Genomic DNA, 16,951 nt, shown 5'->3' on the forward strand with positions numbered 1-16,951 from the left:
CCCGTATATAACTTCAATATCATGGTCATAGCAAAAATCAACCCCTTCATCTGACTCGGCTCCGGGTTGCAACCATACTTTTTGAATTCCAAGTGCATTGCATTCTTTTACAACATAAAAAGCCACATTTGGTGGAACTACTATATCAACAACATCTGGTTGAATAGGTAATTCTGAAAGAGAAGCATAAGCCTTATCGCCATTAATTATTTTGGCATTTGGGTTAATAGGGAGCACTTTGTAACCCTTTCGTTTTAAATCTTGATAGATAATGTAACCAAATTTGCTAGGGTTTCTTGAGACTCCAACAACAGCAAAAACATTGTTCTTATTTAAGAAGGCATCTATCTGATTCATCATTGTCTTGCACCCGACCACTTAATCTGTTAGTTAATAGCAATTATAGTTTCTGCATGATAAAAAAACGAATTCCTGTTTAAAGCATTATTCTTAGAATTAAATAAAAAGAACTGGGGGCTTATGCAATCCCGACATTTCTTAAAAACTGAACTGTTTATCGTGCACGACAGAAATTCTTCTTTTATCCTTCACCAATATGTAATACTTATCTCGGGAATACATTCGAATCCGGTACCGAAGCAAATTCAACGCTAGATAACTAGTCGCTTCATGGCTAAGTCCCATGATGACTACTTCATGTACTGGATTGTCACGAGCCCAATATATCTCTATAGTATAGGGTTTATATTTAAGACTTACGGATTCTGCCAAAAAATGTTATGAACAATTAAATATCTATCTATTGAAACAGTGATATATGCAATTCATCACCACGCTAACGCATTGGTGCTTTCTTGCTTAGTTATCAGTAAAGAAATGATAAATTTTAAAACATTTGTTGGATAACTAAGAATAATTAGTGGTGTCTTAAATGAATGATTATCCCCCTGGAAGTACTAAAGATCGTGAAAAATTGGCTGAAATGCCTATTGAAGAATTGCTTGATTTCTTATTTCTTCAAGTAAGAAATTTATGGCGTGTTGATGGCTTATATTTCCTAGGAATAGAGGAAAAATTTGGTACGCAAGCTGCGACCGAAATAGACAGTCAGGTTTGGCAAATTATGGCTAAAATCGAAGCCAAAAGCTTAAGAAGAATGTTTAAAGTAAATGAAAATGCTGATGTCCCAACAATTATGAATTGTTTGAAAAAGTCAAGCTGGGCTTTAGATCAACCCTTTAAAGTTATTGAGGTAAATGATCAGCGTGCAATCCTGCGTGTTGAAAGATGTAGGACACAAGAAGCACGCTTGAACAAGGATTTAGAAGAATTTCCATGTAAACAAGTTCGATTTGGCTATTTGAAAAATTTTGCAAAAACATTGAATTCAAGTGTTGAAGTTAACTGCTTAGTATGTCCTCCAGATGAGCATCCATCGGATCTATGGTGCAAATGGGAATTCGTTCTACCTTAAATGGATTTTTAATCATAGAAAAATTCTTTACATTCGCTAATGTATTTGTTTAGGAGATTGTGGCGATCTAAATGAAAAATGAATTATTAGAATTACAAGAGCAAGTAGAAAACTGTAAAAAATGTGAATTATGGAAAGGAAGAAAAAACGCGGTGTTTGGGGAAGGACCTGAAGATGCAAAAATCATGTTAATAGGACTAGGACCTGGGTATAATGAAGATCAACAAGGACGTCCCTTCGTGGGTGCTGCAGGAAAACTACTTAACAAACTACTTAGTTATGCAGGATTAAAACGAGAAGAGGTCTACATTGCAAACATCATAAAATCCTACTTACCTGAGAACAAAGTTACCAAAGATCAAATAGCAGCATGTACACCTTATTTGGAAAAACAAATTGAGTTAATCAAACCAAAAACAATAATTTTGCTCGGTAATGTTGCGGTCAAATTTATTTTTGAGAAATTCAAACTCCCGAAAGCCCTTATGAGAGACATACATACAAAGCCCTTTTCGTTATCAACCTTGTTCTTGAAAGCCAAACTAATTCCCATGTATCATCCCGCAGCAGCATTAAGAAATCCAGGCTTAAGAAGCGCTATCGAGGAAGATTGGAAAAAATTAAAGACTATATTGTAGAAGTTGAATTACAATCTTAATTCATATCGCTCTTCCGTAAGTGTTTGGCCCCAAATTTCGTGGGTTATCTCTTCTGTTTTTTCGAAACCAGCAGATTTATACAAATAATTTGCTGCGTCTAAGCCCCTGAATGTCCACAGAAAAACATTCTTGAATCCACACTTTTTGCAGAACAAAATAGATTCCTCAAAAAGCAATTTCCCAAGCCCAAGACCACGGAAATTCGGAATGACAAGAAACCATCTAAGTTGTGCTTCTGATTCAGAACGTCCAAAAACAGCGATTGAACCAATAATTTTTCCTTTAATTTCTGCAACCCAAAGTCGATCTTTGTTCGAATTGAATGATTGAGCGAATTCAGCAAGACCTGATGCAACGTATCCTTCAAATGTATGATCAAATCCGTATTCCTCAGCATAAATTATAGCGTGAAGATAAACAACGTTACCCATATCTCCCGGTTGAAGATTATAACGTACACTTATGTCCTTTAGAGTTCGTTGCTTAGCGTTAGTAGGCATAGAAGTCCTCCAGCTTAATATATGATATTAGCACTAATATATATTTATTGAAGACAACGTGAGAATTGGATTAAGACAGTAGAAAAGTGATGATATGGATAAATTGGATAGGTTAATGACAACTTTCTCAGGCGGTTCTTTAGATCGTTGGGCGTATGCGTTATGGAAACATTTTCCTAGCGATGATAGGACGCCACAGGGCTTTGCAGATGCACATGTGAGGTTTCAAAAGACGTATGATTCTGACGTATTGAAACTTACTCCACATGGAAGTTATTGCATAGTTGACTGGGGCTGCGAAGTAGGACCGATTCATCCAATCTATGGTTCACCGTCAGTGTTAAACTCTCCAATCAAGAATGCTTCGGACTTTGAGATCATCGAAGAAGTGGATCCGACGGATGGTGAATTTGGCAGGCAATTAGATGGTGTTCGGATGGTATCGAAAATACTAAGTGGAAATGTTCCGTTAATGATGACGGTTTTCAGCCCCTTTATGGTAGCAAGTCAGCTAGCTCCTAATATCGTGAATCATGTTTATGAAGCTCCTTCCCAGATTGAAGAAGGCCTTAAAGTAATAACAAGGGTTATGACCGAATTCGGACATGCAGTCCTAGATGCAGGTACAAATGGCCTCTTTATTGCTTCTCTACATAGTGTAGAAGGAAAACTTAAGAACCAACAGTTCTTGGATTTTGAGGCTAAGTATACACTTAAATTATTGAATGATCTCAGGTCCCATGCTGACTTTATAGTGTTTCATGTTCATGGAAATAAGCCTTTGTTCAATTATATCGCTGATAATTATCCCATAGACGCCATTAACTGGCATAGTCAACATACATCTCCAACAATAAGAGAAGCCCTTAAAATCTTCAATAAAGGCCTCTTTGGTGGAATTGACGAAACTGAAACAATTAGAAAAGGAACATCGCTCGCTATAGCTAAGCAACTGCAAGAAGTTATGCAGATTTCCAATCCACACTTGTTACTTGCACCTGGTTGTGTCATCCCTATTGATACACCTGAAGAAAACTTACGTATGATAGTAGAAGTCATTAAGAATTCCCCTCCGCCAATTATGCGCTAAATACTTAATCTGAATTAAAGCCTAATAAGTAAAGAAACGTTCATAGTTTTTAAGGAAAAATCAATATACAAACGGGATAAACTTCTTGGTTTTGCTGGCCCATTTACGATATTGTTCTTTGTAACGTTCTTCTAAATACTTGGAGAGCATTGGAATTAAAAATAACACGAAGTTTAATGTGCAGAATATCGGCATGATGGCGGACCACCAGTTGCGAGTCATTATCGCCCAGCCAATTAACCAGACAGTATCACCAAAATAGTTAATATGTCTTGCGAAACCAAATAGACCGCCAGTGTAGAGTTGTCCATTATTTTCTGGTCGGTCTTTGAATCGTTTTCGCTGAAACTCGGATCCTGTATTGAGGAAACTTCCTATAAAGAAAATAATGATAGCAATATAATCTACGACATCGATGGGTGCAGATTGGGCACCACCGCTTAACGCGAATCCGAGTTGATAGAAAACAATTGCGCCAATGATTGCACCTGTTTCTTTCCAATCTACTTTGCGCCGAAGCAAATAAAATGATGTTAGATTAAGTCTGAGGAAAAAAACAATGCTAAAAATTAGAAGGATAATTCTACGGGTCACATCACCTGATTGCCAAGTGATACCGAACAAATTACCGATTAACTCTATTCCACCGCCAAAATAAACCCAAGTAACAAAATTTATAATAAAAACGTGGACTATCAGCATGAAATAACGTGTTATCATAGAAGTTTCGACTTCGCCGTGCATTTTCGGGACCTTCATTTATAGTAACAAGATATGTAGTTCAAGAAAGTCAAGAGCCTGACAGAAACTCTGTAAAAAACCGTGTTTATAAATCTTTTATTATCATCAAATAAAAAATAAAAAAAAGAGAGGCTTTTTTGGGGCATTTAAACTGCTACTGCAATCTGCAAGTTTTTAACTAACTCTTTGTAGCGGTTTCTGACTGTAACTTCTGTGACTCGTGCAACACGTGCGATTTCACGTTGTGTTCGTCGTTCATCTTCTAATATTCCAGAGATATAGAGAGCTGCTGCGGCCAATCCGGTTGGATCCTTTCCAGCAGTGATCCCTGCTTTTTTAGCTGTTTCAAGGATCTTTATAGCGCGTCCTGATGCTTTTCCAGTAAGTGAAAGTTCGTTAGAAAACCGGGATATGAAATCAATTGGTGTACTAATGGGGATTGCTACATCAACCAGCCTTACAAGCTGTCTGAAACACTGTCCTAGTTGTTTTTTATTAGTACGTGAGTGTTCTGCAGTTTCATCTAAGGTTCTAGGAATTTTTCTGATACGACAGGCCGCATACAAGGTAGCGGCAACCATAACTTCAATGGTAGTACCACGGCTCATGCGTTTTTCTAATGCTTTTCGATAGATAATCGCAGCTTCTTCTTTAATTGATCGGGGAATACCCATTTGACTCGCTAAGCGGTCTAACTCACTTAACGCTTGAATAAGGTTTCGCTCGCGAGAACTATGCGTCCGAGTACGTCGTTGCCACTTTCGCATTCTGTAAATTTCAGCACGTCGGCTGGGTGCAAGTTTTTTTCCATAAATGTCTTTATTTTCACGGCCAATCATAGTTGATAAGCCTTTATCATGGATTGAATAATTAATGGGGCTTCCTACACGACTTCGTTTCTTTCGTTCTTCTGCCGTGTAACTGCGCCATTCAGGCCCCAGATCCATCATATGTTCTTCAATAACTAACCCACAGTCATTGCAAATAATCTCACCACGAGTATCGTCACAGACAACATTCGCAGATCCACAATCTGCACAAAAAGCCTCTCGACAAAAAGCTTTATCTATATCTTTATAAAGAGTTTTCTTTAGATCAATGGATTCATTCATTTAAAGTGTTTCTCCTTGAATTTCTCAAAGACACGGGTGGTTTACGGTGTACGGTATCGATTTAAGATAATACTTTCAAAAACGAAGTTTAATGAGTATTATTTTAACGGTATTCAGAAAACCTGAAACTCGCATCTCATCTTATGGTTTACCTTTGCAAACAGAAAGGTTAAGTTAAACTTATATATAAATTTTACTATTACAGATATTCTACATGATTTATCATCACAAAAAAATAAGTAATCTAATTGATTAAAACCAAGAATTATTTGCTCGTATAAGTTTTTTCAGTGAAAAATCTATTCTTACCAATTCGTATAGAGTTTAAATTCTTGATCTGGCTCTTCTAAGACAATAAAAGAAATATACATTAGCTTGTTTGTTATCAAGTATTTTATAGGGCCATATTAACATGAACATATAAACTAGTAATTATCCTGATGAGATTTCTTGTTTCTTGTAGTGAGAGAACTCTCAGAAAGTCGAGAATCAAAAATCGTATGTAAAGCAAGTGTGATTACTATTATTACACCACTGATTAATGCGATTGTCGTAGGTTGTTCACCGATAAAAATCCATACCCAAAGAGAACCGAGAATGGTTTCAAGTAGTGTTAAAAGTCCTGATTGGGCAGGTTGCAAATTACGAGATCCTATTACAAACAAGCATGAACCAAGTCCTACTTGAATTGCACCAAGAGTGACCAAAATGCTGAGATCATGTGCTGAGATCATATAGGTTGTCATCAATGGCAAAGCTACAATCGCTGAAATAAACCCAGCAAGACATATTGCCGGAATTAAATTGATTTCGCGAGTTCTTCTAACAACTATAATATAACTTGCAAGCGATACAGCGTTTCCCAACGCGAAGACATCTCCTAGCAATGTTCCTGTTACCAGGGAGTCAGATACCATAGCAAACATGCTTATCATCACAATAACAACTGCTAGACCTGTTCTGACTCCAACCCGTTCACGAAGTAAGAACCAACCAAATAGCGCGGCAAATAATGGTGCAGTCCCTTGTAGTACAAGTGCGTTTGCCACTGTGGTATATGCAAGAGAATTCACATAAAATATCATGGACATTGCAAGAAAAACTCCAGTCGCCACACCTGGGATTCCGCTTCTTTTAAAGGATTTAAAAAAACTCCTTTGGTCTCTTAAGATTAAAAATACTAGTACCGTTAATCCCATGAAAAAAGCACGCCAAAAAACAGTTTCCCATATATTGGTGGTTACAATCCTTATGCCAAGACCACCTATGCTCCAACATAGAGGCGCCGCTGCTGTTATGAGAAGAGAACGTCTATAGTTGGGATCAGTCCACATTTTCGTGCTTCCATAAAGATGATTTTTGAATTTTTGGAACTATTTGTTTATTTACTTATGCCCTATTTACCAAAGGATTGAACAAGAAAGCACCACCGCTTCAGCGGGGTGATGAATGGCGGTAATTTGTGTTCACTTTCATCCCCCCATCAAGTTGAGGGGTCTTCTTGCGGTGAAATGATAAAGTAGTTAAGCAGAAAAATTGAAACTAACAGTTAATTTTCAAACATTTTAGCAGCTGGAAGTTTAGCGCACCTTGGATAGATTTAATTTATTGGGAGTCCAAAAACACTGTTGACAATCACAAAAACAACGAGAATTAAAAGAAACAATATCCCCATCCTTCTTGATAATTTATTTTTAATCGAGATTCCTGTGAACATTAAAATTACTATCACTAGAATTGCTAGGTTAATTGGATAAATTGGCGTAGGTGTTAAATCCTGAAGAATAATTCCGCTTATTCCAAAAGTGACGCCTAAATTCCATACAACTTTTCCGATTTCTGCTCCAATACCCAGTTCCTGGTTGTGTTTTCTGATAGCTGAAACGATTAAAAATAATTCTTCTGCGTTTGTTGTCCAAGCTATTATTAAAAACCCAAACAACGATTCAGTCAAACCGGTAATGATAATAATGTTCTCAGTAGCAAATATGAGAAAGAAGCCACCGATAATGATGAGAATGAATCCTAATAGCGATTTTCCGATGATAATAGCATCAGAATCTTCTTTTAGTTCTTTTGTCTCTTGATGTGCTTCATCTTCATCACTTTGGTTATTATTTTCATCACCATCATCATCATCAGAAATGATTATTTCAGTAATATGACGCACTTTGTATGCGCGAATATTACGCAGTAGGTACCACCCAAACAATGCTAAATTGACCGAACCAAAAATTAGCAAACCTTTTGGCAAATAAACTCCTAGAATCACAGTTGTTGTAAGAAGACATAGCAAAAGAGGGTAAAATCTCGGGATCCTTTCGAAATCTAGAGAGAAAAATAACGCAGGAAGTCCAAATGCTATTGTGATTGCAATGATAGTATTTCCAATGACATTCCCAATTGCCACGTGTTGAAGACCTTCTATGGAGGCAAAAATTGAGGCAACAGATTCTTCTGGATCTACGCCTAGAATCAGTAATCCGATGATTAAAGGGGACAAATGATGTTTTTCACTAAAATCCTTTAATCCGTCAATAAAAACGTCAGCTCCGAAATAAACTACAACATATGCCCCAATAAATAGAAATACAAAAGCGAGCAAATTCATTGAATCAGCTTCAGTTTATGATTGTCTTAAAGAGATTTTCTTCAATGTTGCCTCCACTTATTACTGAAACAACAGTTTTTTCTTTGAATTCATCTTTATTTTCCAATATGGGCGCAATAGCAATTGCACCAGCGCCCTCTGTAACTTGCTTGTCCTTCTCCCATAGTATTTTTATGGCATTTTTTATTGTCTCTTCTTTAACGACCACAAGATTATCTATATATTTTTTAATCAATTCAAAGGTAATGGCACCCTGTTCAATGCCTCCCAGTAATCCCTCTGCAATCGATTCTTCCTCTTTTATCCAAATGATTTTTCCCGCTTTCAAAGATTCGTGAACAGTTGCTGCTGCTTCTGATTGCACACCGATAACTTTGATGTTTGGATTAATACTTTTTGCTGCAATTGCTATACCCGAAATTAAACCTCCACCCCCAACTGCTACAATGATGATATCAACGTTAGGTAGATCTTCAAGAATCTCTAAACCTACTGTTCCTTGGCCAGCGATGATACTTTCATCGTTATATGGACTAATATATGTTAACCCTTCCTTTATCGCTACTTCTCTTGCTTTTGTCTCGACTTCGTCATAATCGCCGTGAAGTACTATTTCGGCATTATATTTCTTAATTTTATCCAGCTTTGACTTAGATGTATTCTTTGGAACAAAAATCCTTGCAGAAATATTCATCAGCTCAGCTACTCGGGCAACGGCCTGAGCATGATTACCCGATGATGCCGTAACGACTCCTCGTCTTTTTTCAGGAGGGTTTAACTTTGACATTCGGTTTAGTGCCCCCCTGATTTTAAAGGAGTTTGTAATTTGTTGGTTTTCGAGCTTAAGGTAAACTGTCCCACCGCAATAACTGCTTAAAAATTTTGAATGAATTAGAGGGGTTTTTTTAACACCTGTTCTTATGACTTCCCTCGCTGCTTTAATATCTTGGAGTGTTACCATGCGATTCGTGGACTCCTTTATAAGATCAAATATTTTCAATCAAAGTAACTTAACGCGTTTCCCCATATCCTTCTGTTTTGCGAGTTGATACACGACATTCGCAGCCGCAATATCTTGAACGGCTAACCCTGTACTGTCAAAAACCGTTATTTCTTCCTCGGTCTCTCTTCCTTTTTTGTTTCCAAGTAAAATCTCTCCAATCTCAGCGTAGATATCACTTTCTTGGATCAAGCCTTGTTTAAGAGCATGTTGGGTTTCACCGATCACGCGACACTGCTTAAGGCTGTCAACCACGATCTTTGCTTGTGCTCGTTTCATAATATTAGGATCTAGTTCTTGTTTGCCAGGACCATCTGTTCCAAATGCATTTATATGCATGCCATCTTCAATCCATTCATCCATTACCATAGCTTTTTTGGATGGAACTGCCGTAATAACGATATCTACATTACTCACAGCATTTTGAGCAGTATCAACAGCCTGAACATCGATGCCAAGTCGCTCACTCATCTCAACTGCATATTTCTCACTGTTAACCTTGTTAATATTGAATACCTTTACTTGCTCCAAAGGAAAAATTTCATTTAGAGCCAAAACCTGCATTCGCCCTTGTGTTCCTGAGCCAATAACACCCACTCGTTTAGCATCTTTTCTTGCAAGAACACTGGCAGCTACAGCACCCGCAGCACCAGTTCTGACCGCAGTAACATATGATCCATCCATGATCGCGAGAGGCATGCTTGTCTTTAGATCTAGTAAGATGATGACTGCAAATCCTGGTGGTAGACCTAGTTTTGGATTATCATAATAACCAGATGCAATCTTGGTTCCAATTAGTCCAAAGTTCTCTGCAGCTCCCGATTTAATATCAACTTCGCCTCTGTATTTTGCCACATCCAAGTGTTGAACCTGAGGCATTTCAACTTGTCCTAGTGCGAAAGCCTTGTAAGCATCAGTAACCGCTTTAATAGCGTCACTCATCGGAAGACATGATCTTACATCATCTTGAGATAAAATGATTATTTCAGACACTTCAAACACCTTTCAAAACTTAATAAAGAAATGTATAATAAGATTTCTGCCTGTTAAACCAAGCTATAAAAGGATGAAAATGACTATGGTATAAATTGAATTAAAAGCGTTTAAAAAATTGAAAGGGTGAAAGAAAAATGTCTGAAGAAAAGGAAAAATCGTTTTTAAGATATGAAATTACTGGACGTCCCGCATTTTCGGTAGTTCGCATTTATCTAGACCAACCAGGACAACAAGTAGTAGCAGAGGGCGGAGCAATGGTTTATATGGATGGGCATGTCGATATGAAAACGAAATCAGCAGGAGGCATCTTACGAGGTTTGAAAAGAAAATTTTCTGGAGAATCAATGTTTCTGAACTTCTTCGAACTTGAAGAAGGTTCAACTAAGTCTGGCATGATAGCTTTTGCTCATGGAGCACCAGGAGACATTATTCACATACATCTTAATCAAGGAGAAGAATGGACTTTAAGTAAAGATGCATATATTGCAAGCACTCCCTCGGTTCAAGTCACCACTCAAGTGGGCAAAATTGCAAGCCTGTTAGGTGGTGAAGGGTTATTTTTAACAAAAGTTTTTGCTGAAGCCGAAGGTGATGTCTGGCTCGGTGGATATGGTTACATTGAACGACACGAGATTGGCCCAGGCGAAGAATTTGTCATTGACACTGGAGTGATGATGGCGTTCCCGGCAAACATGCAATATCGTACATCAAAAGTTGGAGGCAAGAAAAGTTTCTTACTTGGAGGCGAAGGCATAGTTATGCGATTTACAGGTCCTGGAATTATATATACACAGAACCGTGAAATGCGTCTGCTGGCCACGTTACTGATGCCCTATTTGCCAAAGGGCTAACTGAGTGAACTACCACCCTACAAGTAGGCTGGCTTCCTGAATCATCCATTCCCCAACGGGACATGTCAAACAGGCTCTACGGGCAGTCCCTGTCCTGAACGCGATGTGAAGTTAAGGTGAGAACTGGCGAGTGTTACCTCAGCTCAATTCTACTTACGATCTATGCGAATCAGTACTTAAAGGTTAGGGAGTATCGTGAAAGTGAAACAATTAAAACACACAATTACAAGTTGAGGGGTCTTCTTGCGGCGGAGTGATAAACAGTCACTTTCTCTTTTTTTCATAATTTAGGCATTCTAGTCATCATTAATAGTTCTACGCCTCAGAATTTGGAATAGGTGAGGTTAAAGACAAGATATGTCAGTAGTTTTAATGCAGTTTTGATAGCACGCCCTTATATACCTTGTAAATCTTTTCAAGCGAGGGGATATCGCACCATTCATCAGCCGAATGTGATTTTTTCCCTGACGGCCCTAAATCAATAGTAGGAATCCCCAACATTCCAACGAAATTGCTATCAGCCACAGTTCTACCTAATAAAAACCGAGGTTCAATATCTGTTTGTAATTTGACTTCTTCTGCAGTTATTTGTACTAATGGATTATCTAGCGGAGTATAAAAGGGTAATGGTTGACGTGTAGGGCGTGGGTGTATACTTACTTCAACTTTTGTCTCTGGATCTAATTCAGTATTGTGAATAATGTCAAGAACTGCGTCCAATACCATTTCAGAAGTTTCTATAGGAAGATAATGACGGTCTAATACTAGTTTGACTGTTTCCGGTACTGATAGACTATTAACACCACCATTAATAGCTAAGAAGCATTGACTACCTTCAATATTGAATTGAGGGAACCATCCCACATCTAGAGCTTCTAAACTTTGAACGATACGAGCAACCTCATTTATTGCATTGACTCCTCTCTTTGGAGTTGCACCGTGAGCAGCTTTTCCATGTACAACAATATCCAAAATAAGTCTTCCACGCCTCCCAACAAGAAAATTTCCTAAATAATGGGGTTCGCCAACAATTGCATAAGCGACTTTGTCGGGCGAAATGATATTTTTATCAATTAGAGTAATAGTACCCCGTGACCAAAGTTCTTCATCAGTAACCGCCGTAAACAAAACATTAAGGTTAGGTTTGAATTCTCCTTTAAGTAAGCCTTCCATAATTCCAAGTTGGACAGCTAAACCAGATTTCATATCACAAGCGCCGATACCATAGAATTTTTCACCAACAATTTCTCCATATGGATCCCGAGTCCAACCGCGCATTTCCTCAACTGTATCCGAATGTGAATTCAAGAGAATCCACGGTTTGTTTGAATCTACATGGAATTCCGCAATGACATCAGGTCCACTATCCGGAACTTCAACTTTGTATGGTTCATAACCTAGATCTGCAAGAAAATCAAAAATCCACGAACTAATCTTTTGTTCATTACCGTATTGGGAAGGAATCTTTACTAATTCTTGAAGTATCTTGAAAATTCGATTATTCTGCATAATTTTGTCCTCGAATACTTAATAGAGCGAAATAGTATCTTAAGCAGTCTTCCTTTGTTTTAGTATTTAAAATCATGTAATCATCAAAAAGTGTTTTGAAAAACCTTTTTAGTAAAAAGGCGCGCTCTAAATGTGCGATTAACTTGTCAGAAACTTTATATTAAATTATTGAGAGTCATTTTATAGTGAATGTAAATGAGGTGTAATAACTCAAAAGCAATTTAGTTCTCATAAACCTTCTATTGTTTCGGGGTCTTTAAAAAGATGGTGTGAGTCTGACAATGAACGAGTTCGCTCTATTCTCTCTACTAAGTGCCGTTGTGTCAATCTTTTTAGGGAGTTTTGTATTGTCAAAAGATTCAAAGAACTGGATTAACAGACTTTTCATGATCTTCTGTCTTTCTCAAGCCTACTGGGCAATGACAGAATTTGGTTATCGAAGTGCAACAGAATTTCATATTGCAGCTTTTTGGTTAAAAATGAACAGTTTATGGCCTCTCACGATAGTTTTCTTGCTTCATTTTGTACTTGTTTTTACTGAACACGTAAAAATACTTAGAAATAAACTTACATACCCACTAATGTATGCTCCAGCTTTGATTATTGTTTATCTTGACTTGACAGCATTCTCGGGAGAACCAATATGGACATATTGGGGCTGGACCTATGATATTCCTGAAAATTTTCTGTTATTCATTGTTTCAAGGACATGGGGTGCAGGATTAGGCATTTTTGCTTTTTGTCTTTGCCTACAATATTACATGAAATCAATTGATCTAAGAAAGAAAAAACAAGCAAAGTATGTATCGATTGGAATTTCTTTTCCAGTACTTCTTGGTATTGTTACTGAATGGTTATTACCTTCAATTCAAATAAGAATTCCAGAATTTACCGCATCTTCAGCAGTCCTAGGAAGTTTTTTCATTGGGTATGCAATTCTAAGACATGAGTTGTTCATTCTATCACCATCAACAGCAGCAGACAGTGTTATTGCTACCATGTCTGATGCCCTTTTTTTGGTTAGTCCAGAAGGAAAAATAATTTCAGCTAATCTAGCTTCGTTACAACTTCTTGAATATAAAGAACATGAAATGATTCAGATGCCTTTAGAGAACATTTTGATTAATAAAAATGATAATCCAGGTTCCGTAGGTTGTGTATTTGATAATCTAATAAAAGCAGGAAATGTCAACGATGTTGAGATGAACATTAAAACGAAGAATGGATATCTTATCCCTATTTCATTCTCGTCATCAATAATGCAAGACAACGAGGATAATTTAGCAGGGATTATTCTTATTGGAAGAGATATAACAGAACGTAAACAGATGGAGAAAAAAATAACAAGCTATACTGAAAACCTTGAAAAACTCGTCGAAGAAAGAACAAAGGCCTTTAAAGAATCAGAAGAAAGATTAACAGCAATATTAACTGGAATAGGAGATCTTGTTGGAATTCATAACAAAGATTTGGACGTCATCTGGATAAATCAAGCAGTGAGAGATCGTTATGGAGATATTGTTGGAAGAAAGTGTTATAGGGCATATAAGGGCTTAACTAAACCTTGCCCCGAATGTACTGTTGAAGCAGTATTCAATGAAGGGAAAACAGTAGTAACAGAGCAATCTCATATGAATACAAATGGAACAATTAGCAACGTTTTAGTTACCAGTTCTCCTGTACGAAATGCTGAGGGAAATATTTTTGCGGTTGTAGAGGTCGCTAAGGATATAACTGAATTAAAGAATTTGGAAAAGCAACTTAAAGATTATACAGAAAACCTCGAAAATCTTGTCGAGGAAAGGACAAAAGCCTTAAGTGACTCTGAAGAAAAACAAAAAGCAATTTTAGCGGGTATAGGAGATCTTATCACGATCCAAAATGAGGAATTAGACATAATCTGGGCAAATGAATCTACACAAGATATATGGGGAGACGTCATAGGTAAAAAATGCTATAAAACGTATAAAGGTTTTGATAAACCATGCCCTGAATGTACCGTCGAAACAGTGTTTACTGAAGGACAAAGATTTGCTTCGGAACAAACAGTCAGACGCTTAGACGGAAGTTGGATGAATACTTTGGTTACAAGTTCTCCAATGAAAGACGCTGAAGGAAACGTAGTAGCAGTTGTAGAAACTATTAAGGATATCACAGGACGAAAAGAACTAGAAAATGCTCTAAAAGATTCAGAAGAGCGTTATCGTGGACTATATGACTCATCTATTGATGGTATAGTCTCATTGGACTCAGAAGGACATATAATTGAATGCAATCAGGCATTTGCAGAAATGCTCGGTTATCGCAAGGAAGAACTACGTGACATTAACATCTTCAACATCACGCCTAAAAGATGGTATAAGGCCAGTAAAGAAAATCATCGCCAATTACTTGAATTAGGCTATGCAGAAGAATTCGAAAAAGAATATATCCAAAAAGATGGGACAACTGTCCCAGTTGCTATCAGAGGATGGCCCATAAAAAATCAGGAAGGCGAAATAATTGGAATTTGGGGTATTATTCGAGATATTACTGCTCAGAAGCAAGCAGAGGAAAAGATTAAGGAATATACAGAAAATCTTGAACGAATAGTTGAACAGAGGACCTCAGATCTCAAGGACTCAAAGGAGCGCTATAGAGGTTTGTATGAATCTTCAATAGATGGCATCGTTTCCATTGACCTAGAAGGAAACATTATAGACTGTAATCAAGCTTTAGTAGATATGATTGGATACACTAAGCAAGATCTCAATAAAATGAACTTCTTTGAACTCACACCTAAAAAATGGAATGCTAAGATTTCAAAGATTATTACAAATCAAATAATTCAACGAGGCTATTCAGATGAATTTGAAGCAGAAGGGATTAGGAATGATGGAAAAATCTTCCCGGTCTCAACAAGGAGCTGGGTCATAAAAGACCAAGAAGGTAAAGCAACGGGAATGTGGGGTATTGTTCGTGATATCACTGAAAAGAAGAAAGTGGAAAAAATAAAATCTCAGTTCATTAATTTAGCAGCACATGAACTTCGAACCCCTTTAAGCGCGATGAAAGCACATGTAGAGCTTCTTAAAATAAAAAGTGAACATGGATATTGGGAACTGCCTAATGAAGTCCACGATAAGATAAAGATTATAACACGTAATGCAGATAGATTGGCGGCTCTTATTAATAACCTTCTTGATTATACACGGCTCGAAGCAGGTACAAGAAAAATAAAGCAGGAATCAGGCTCACTTGACACAATCATCGGTCAGGTTATTAATGAAGTCTTACCAATTGCAAAAATTCATGGTCATAAACTTGAACTTCATTCTCCAAATCAATTACCTCAGATCCAAATCGATGAAGACATGATCCGGAGTGTATTCACAAATTTACTTTCAAATGCTATAAAGTATACGCCTGATGGCGGTATGATTGAAGTTAAGATTCTAGAAGAAGAATTCAATCTCCATGTTTCTGTGAAAGATACTGGAATTGGCATTCCAGAAAATGAGTTTGAAAAGATTTTCCAACCTTTCCATGTAACTGATTTCTCTGAATCTTCTCGTTTTCAATCTGAATTCGCACGCACTGGATTAGGGCTTGCGATTTCAAAAGAATATGTGAAATTGCATGGTGGCAGTATATGGGTAGAAAGTAAGGTTGGAGAGGGAAGTACATTTCACGTGATTCTTCCTAAAACAAATTAAATTGAAACTAAATTTTCATCGAACTTTCGAACTCAATAATAAGGAACAGAAATAGTTTTTTTGGTCCAATGAACGTTATTACTTTATATTCGAGTTCTCCTTCTATTATTATTTGTTCTTTGCTCGATATTTTCATTTAGCCTAAAAACGTATCAAAACAGAATAGGAAAAAGTAAGGTGGGTGAATCAAAATCACAGAAAAAATTGATGGAAAAACGGCAGCTGAGTGGGCAAAAATAGGATTTGATAAAGCTAGTACAGGAAATTCATTTGACTATCTGGAGGCAGTAGATTGCTTTGAAAAAGCTATTAAGATAGACGGTAGTTATGTTAATGGTTGGTTTTATCTTGGTGCTGCCAAAGAAAAATTAGGAGACAACCCACCAGGTATAATGGCAAGACAAGATTTTTATAAAGATGCTATTCAAGCCTTTAAAGAAGTGACAAAACTTGATCCATTACATAAAGTGGCATGGATTCATTGTGGGTATTGTGCTGAACGATTAGCACATTGGACAAGAGAAGAGGATAGAAGAGTTGATCTTTTTAAAAAATCATTACAATGCTATAAAGAGGCAATCAATATTGATCAAGAGGACGGAGACGCTTGGTTTGACCTTGGTAATGCGTATAGATACCTGAATCAGTTTGAAAACGCAATAAAAGCGTATGAGAGGGCAATTAGCATCAATCCACAGGACTTTGACGCATATCATAATATGAGTATTTGTTATGAAAACTTAACTAATTAC

15 protein-coding genes are annotated in these 16,951 nt (G+C 37.2%); 6 read left to right on the forward strand and 9 right to left on the reverse strand.

The genetic code is table 11. From position 1 onward, the window contains the following. Window positions 1-360, reverse strand: a 360-nt coding sequence (locus tag QVB70_RS04430) for a CoA-binding protein (RefSeq protein ID WP_287583782.1), incomplete at its 3' end; no start/stop codon positions are given. Between the two features lie 532 nt (window positions 361-892). On the opposite strand from QVB70_RS04430, the gene QVB70_RS04435 reads away from it, so the two are divergent. Next, on the forward strand, window positions 893-1,435 hold the full coding sequence (locus QVB70_RS04435; protein WP_287583784.1) for a DUF6125 family protein: 543 nt from the start codon (window positions 893-895) through the stop codon (window positions 1,433-1,435). Between the two features lie 71 nt (window positions 1,436-1,506). Continuing rightward, window positions 1,507-2,073, forward strand: coding sequence for a uracil-DNA glycosylase (locus QVB70_RS04440; RefSeq protein WP_287583786.1), 567 nt, complete (start codon window positions 1,507-1,509; stop codon window positions 2,071-2,073). A gap of 8 nt (window positions 2,074-2,081) precedes the next feature. Here the strand turns inward: QVB70_RS04440 and QVB70_RS04445 are convergent, their stop codons facing one another. After that, window positions 2,082-2,594 carry a GNAT family N-acetyltransferase gene (locus QVB70_RS04445; RefSeq protein WP_287583788.1) on the reverse strand — a complete coding sequence of 171 codons (513 nt, stop codon included), beginning with the start codon at window positions 2,592-2,594 and terminating at the stop codon, window positions 2,082-2,084. A 115-nt stretch (window positions 2,595-2,709) separates the two neighbouring features. Here QVB70_RS04445 and QVB70_RS04450 point away from each other — a divergent pair, with 115 nt between their 5' ends. Then, window positions 2,710-3,684, forward strand: coding sequence for a uroporphyrinogen decarboxylase family protein (locus QVB70_RS04450; RefSeq protein WP_287583789.1), 975 nt, complete (start codon window positions 2,710-2,712; stop codon window positions 3,682-3,684). A 60-nt stretch (window positions 3,685-3,744) separates the two neighbouring features. Here QVB70_RS04450 and QVB70_RS04455 read toward each other — a convergent pair whose 3' ends face one another. The 6 genes from QVB70_RS04455 to QVB70_RS04480 all read right to left on the reverse strand — a co-directional run bounded on the left by QVB70_RS04455 (window position 3,745) and on the right by QVB70_RS04480 (window position 10,141). Next, complete coding sequence (locus tag QVB70_RS04455) at window positions 3,745-4,428, reverse strand: DUF1295 domain-containing protein (RefSeq protein ID WP_287583791.1); 684 nt, start codon at window positions 4,426-4,428, stop codon at window positions 3,745-3,747. A 143-nt stretch (window positions 4,429-4,571) separates the two neighbouring features. Continuing rightward, window positions 4,572-5,537 (reverse strand): transcription initiation factor IIB, encoded by a 966-nt coding sequence (locus QVB70_RS04460; RefSeq protein WP_287583793.1) that lies wholly within the window; start codon window positions 5,535-5,537, stop codon window positions 4,572-4,574. Window positions 5,538-5,962: 425 nt separating this feature from the next. Then, window positions 5,963-6,871, reverse strand: a complete 909-nt coding sequence (locus QVB70_RS04465; protein ID WP_287583795.1) for a DMT family transporter — start codon at window positions 6,869-6,871, stop codon at window positions 5,963-5,965. Window positions 6,872-7,137: 266 nt separating this feature from the next. Continuing rightward, window positions 7,138-8,148, reverse strand: a complete 1,011-nt coding sequence (locus QVB70_RS04470) for a hypothetical protein (protein ID WP_287583796.1) — start codon at window positions 8,146-8,148, stop codon at window positions 7,138-7,140. Window positions 8,149-8,158: 10 nt separating this feature from the next. Continuing rightward, a complete protein-coding gene (locus QVB70_RS04475; protein ID WP_287583797.1) occupies window positions 8,159-9,109 on the reverse strand; it encodes a threonine/serine dehydratase in 951 nt (316 codons plus the stop codon). Between the two features lie 39 nt (window positions 9,110-9,148). Continuing rightward, window positions 9,149-10,141: an ornithine cyclodeaminase family protein gene (locus tag QVB70_RS04480; RefSeq protein WP_287583799.1), complete on the reverse strand. Its 993-nt coding sequence runs from the start codon at window positions 10,139-10,141 to the stop codon at window positions 9,149-9,151. A 137-nt stretch (window positions 10,142-10,278) separates the two neighbouring features. On the opposite strand from QVB70_RS04480, the gene QVB70_RS04485 reads away from it, so the two are divergent. Further along, a complete protein-coding gene (locus QVB70_RS04485) occupies window positions 10,279-10,995 on the forward strand; it encodes a TIGR00266 family protein (protein ID WP_287583801.1) in 717 nt (238 codons plus the stop codon). A 369-nt stretch (window positions 10,996-11,364) separates the two neighbouring features. Here QVB70_RS04485 and QVB70_RS04490 read toward each other — a convergent pair whose 3' ends face one another. Next, entirely contained in the window at window positions 11,365-12,504 is a 1,140-nt protein-coding gene (locus QVB70_RS04490) for a M20 family metallopeptidase (RefSeq protein WP_287583803.1), read from the reverse strand. A 281-nt stretch (window positions 12,505-12,785) separates the two neighbouring features. On the opposite strand from QVB70_RS04490, the gene QVB70_RS04495 reads away from it, so the two are divergent. Together QVB70_RS04495 and QVB70_RS04500 are read left to right on the forward strand one after the other, a co-directional pair. Next, window positions 12,786-16,199: a PAS domain S-box protein gene (locus QVB70_RS04495; protein ID WP_287583805.1), complete on the forward strand. Its 3,414-nt coding sequence runs from the start codon at window positions 12,786-12,788 to the stop codon at window positions 16,197-16,199. 392 nt (window positions 16,200-16,591) lie between these two features. Beyond that, the coding region (locus QVB70_RS04500) for a tetratricopeptide repeat protein (protein WP_287583806.1) at window positions 16,592-16,951 on the forward strand (360 nt) is incomplete at its 3' end.

Origin of the sequence: Candidatus Borrarchaeum sp. (assembly GCF_019058535.1) — an archaeon.
Lineage (GTDB): Archaea > Asgardarchaeota > Sifarchaeia > Borrarchaeales > Borrarchaeaceae > Borrarchaeum > Borrarchaeum weybense.

Bases quoted from the DNA above. Each gene is read 5' to 3' on its own strand.
- QVB70_RS04435 (WP_287583784.1), top strand. From the start codon at position 893: ATGAATGATTATCCCCCTGGAAGTACTAAAGATCGTGAAAAATTGGCT.
- QVB70_RS04440 (WP_287583786.1), top strand. From the start codon at position 1,507: ATGAAAAATGAATTATTAGAATTACAAGAGCAAGTAGAAAACTGTAAA.
- QVB70_RS04445 (WP_287583788.1), bottom strand. From the start codon at position 2,594: ATGCCTACTAACGCTAAGCAACGAACTCTAAAGGACATAAGTGTACGT.
- QVB70_RS04450 (WP_287583789.1), top strand. From the start codon at position 2,710: ATGACAACTTTCTCAGGCGGTTCTTTAGATCGTTGGGCGTATGCGTTA.
- QVB70_RS04455 (WP_287583791.1), bottom strand. From the start codon at position 4,428: ATGCACGGCGAAGTCGAAACTTCTATGATAACACGTTATTTCATGCTG.
- QVB70_RS04460 (WP_287583793.1), bottom strand. From the start codon at position 5,537: ATGAATGAATCCATTGATCTAAAGAAAACTCTTTATAAAGATATAGAT.
- QVB70_RS04465 (WP_287583795.1), bottom strand. From the start codon at position 6,871: ATGTGGACTGATCCCAACTATAGACGTTCTCTTCTCATAACAGCAGCG.
- QVB70_RS04470 (WP_287583796.1), bottom strand. From the start codon at position 8,148: ATGAATTTGCTCGCTTTTGTATTTCTATTTATTGGGGCATATGTTGTA.
- QVB70_RS04475 (WP_287583797.1), bottom strand. From the start codon at position 9,109: ATGGTAACACTCCAAGATATTAAAGCAGCGAGGGAAGTCATAAGAACA.
- QVB70_RS04485 (WP_287583801.1), top strand. From the start codon at position 10,279: ATGTCTGAAGAAAAGGAAAAATCGTTTTTAAGATATGAAATTACTGGA.
- QVB70_RS04490 (WP_287583803.1), bottom strand. From the start codon at position 12,504: ATGCAGAATAATCGAATTTTCAAGATACTTCAAGAATTAGTAAAGATT.
- QVB70_RS04495 (WP_287583805.1), top strand. From the start codon at position 12,786: ATGAACGAGTTCGCTCTATTCTCTCTACTAAGTGCCGTTGTGTCAATC.